This window comes from Carnobacterium sp., from assembly GCF_032094055.1.
Classification (GTDB): Bacteria; Bacillota; Bacilli; order Lactobacillales; family Carnobacteriaceae; genus Carnobacterium_A.
Genome location: NZ_DAMDAK010000115.1, coordinates 3930 through 6335, shown reverse-complemented (window position 1 = coordinate 6335; position 2406 = coordinate 3930). Strand labels below are relative to the sequence as shown.

General features: G+C 39.4%; 2 protein-coding genes and 1 pseudogene. All 3 read left to right on the top strand.

Annotated elements, in window-relative coordinates:
* Positions 1-195: 195 nt before the first annotated feature.
* Complete coding sequence (locus RT405_RS12675) at positions 196-1236, top strand: methionine ABC transporter ATP-binding protein (protein ID WP_313470161.1); 1041 nt, start codon at positions 196-198, stop codon at positions 1234-1236.
* Complete coding sequence (locus tag RT405_RS12670) at positions 1220-1924, top strand: methionine ABC transporter permease (protein ID WP_313470158.1); 705 nt, start codon at positions 1220-1222, stop codon at positions 1922-1924. Before RT405_RS12675 ends, RT405_RS12670 begins: the two co-directional genes overlap by 17 nt.
* A gap of 76 nt (positions 1925-2000) precedes the next feature.
* A pseudogene (locus RT405_RS12665) lies at positions 2001-2406 on the top strand (MetQ/NlpA family ABC transporter substrate-binding protein); the annotation flags it as partial.

The following is a 2406-nucleotide window of genomic DNA, read 5'->3' as shown; positions in this document are numbered from 1 at the left end:
GCAATTGCTAGGAGACTTCCAGCTTTAGCTGGTTAGTCGAATAGTACAAAGCGAGCGCAGCGAGACTTTGGGACCCTTGTTTCTTATCTTTTTGCCGAGAGCCAGACTTGAACTGCTAGACAACACGTATATAAGTTACAAATTGATATCCTAAAATGGATAAGACTTGAAAATGACCAAGGAAGGAAATGACCAATGATTGAATTAGCCAATATCAAAAAAGTTTTCCAAACGAAACAAGGGCAACTGACAGCCGTTGAAGATGTGAATTTAACCATTAAAGACGGTGAAATATACGGCATTGTAGGTTATTCAGGAGCTGGAAAGAGCACATTAGTCCGGATGTTTAATGGGCTTGAGACTCCTACATCGGGAACCGTAGCTGTCAACGGCAATATTATTTCAAAATTAACAGGAAAAGATTTAAGAAAAGAACGACAAAAAATCGGAATGATTTTTCAACACTTCAATCTTTTATGGTCGAGAACGGTATTAGAAAATGTTTTATTTCCATTAGAAATTGCTGGGATGGGAAAAGCTAAAAGCATTAAAAAAGCGAAAGAACTGATTCGGTTAGTTGGATTGGAAGGGCGTGAAGAAACCTATCCGGCTCAATTATCAGGTGGACAAAAACAAAGGGTCGGAATCGCGCGTGCTTTAGCCAATGAACCTACATTGTTATTGTGCGATGAAGCAACGAGTGCTTTAGATCCTCAAACAACAGATGAAGTTCTGGATTTGTTATTGGATATCAATAAACGGTTGGATTTAACAATTGTTTTGATCACGCATGAAATGCATGTGGTTCGCAAAATTTGCCATAAGGTAGCTGTGATGGATAACGGAACTGTTGTCGAATCAGGAGATGTAATGGAAGTTTTTAAAAATCCTCAACAGGAAATCACAAAACGGTTTATCCGGCAAGATGCTAATCCTAACAGTGAGGATACAGATGAGATTCTGGAAGAAATGCTGACAGCTTATCCTGAAGGGAAAATTATTCATTTAACTTTTCAGGAAGAACAAGTCAAAATGCCGGTCATTTCTAAAATCGTGCGTGACTATGAAGTAGAGTTGAACATCATCCAAGGAAATATTCGACACGCAAAAGAAGGGTCGATCGGTTCATTGTATGTTCAGTTGACCGGCAGCGAACCGCAAATCACTCAAGCCATCGAACGCTTGAATCAAATGAAAGTAGGAGTAGAGGTGATTGAACATGTTGTCGAATCTTAAAATTGGAGCAGGATTGGTGAGCCAGTACTTTGATTTTTCAGAAATCCATTGGGACAGAATGCAAAAAGCAGCTATCCAAACACTAGGGATGACAGCCGGTTCAGTGATCGTCGTCTTCCTGCTAGGTTTGTTGCTAGGTCTGCTGCTGTATGAAACAAATGGAAAAGATACTTTTTTTGCTAAGTTATTGTATGGGATTGTAGCCATTCTTGTAAATGTCTTTCGTTCTGTTCCATTTATTATTTTAATCGTACTCATGATGCCGATAACCAAAAGTTTAGTCGGTTCCATGATTGGCCCAATGGCTGCTTTACCCGCTTTGATTGTTTCTTCAGCTCCTTTTTATGGACGACTAGTAGAAATCGGCTTTCGCGAGATCGATAAAGGTGTAATCGAAGCAGCAGAAGCGATGGGAGCAAACAAATGGGAAATTATTTATAAAGTTCTCATACCGGAAAGTTTGCCGGCCATCGTTTCCGGACTGACGGTGACGACTATTTCATTAGTCGGTTATACGGCCATGGCAGGTGTCATCGGAGCCGGTGGATTAGGAAACCTAGCTTACTTAGAAGGATTCCAACGTAACCAGCCAGCTGTAACATTGATTGCCACTTTAATTATTCTCGTGGTCGTTTTTATTATCCAATTTATTGGAGACAGCGCCGTCAAACGAATAGACAAGCGTTAAGTATCTTGAACAAGCAGTTAAAATATTTATTAACTAGTTAAAATAGAAAAAATAAGACTAAAAGGGGAGATTTATTATGAAAAAATCAACAGTATTCGGAACACTCTTAACAGTAGGACTGTCATTAACTTTAGCAGCTTGCGGCAGCAACGATTCATCATCAGACTCATCGTCAGCAGGATCATCAAAGGAGGACACGACTACCATCAAAATTGGCGCCAGCAATGTCCCACATGCAGAGATATTGGAATTTGCTGAACCTTTACTTGAAAAAGAAGGCATTAAATTAGATATTACGACGTACAATGATTATGTTATACCAAACGTCGCTTTAGACGAAGGCGATATTGATGCCAACTACTTCCAGCATATTCCATTCTTCGAAAGTGCAGTTGCTGAAAATGATTATGATTTTGTTAACGCTGGTGCTATCCATATTGAACCGCTTGGTCTATATTCGAAAAAATACAAAAATTTAGATG

Coding starts and splice junctions, on each gene's coding strand:
- RT405_RS12675 (WP_313470161.1), top strand. CDS start 196: ATGATTGAATTAGCCAATATCAAAAAAGTTTTCCAAACGAAACAAGGG.
- RT405_RS12670 (WP_313470158.1), top strand. CDS start 1,220: ATGTTGTCGAATCTTAAAATTGGAGCAGGATTGGTGAGCCAGTACTTT.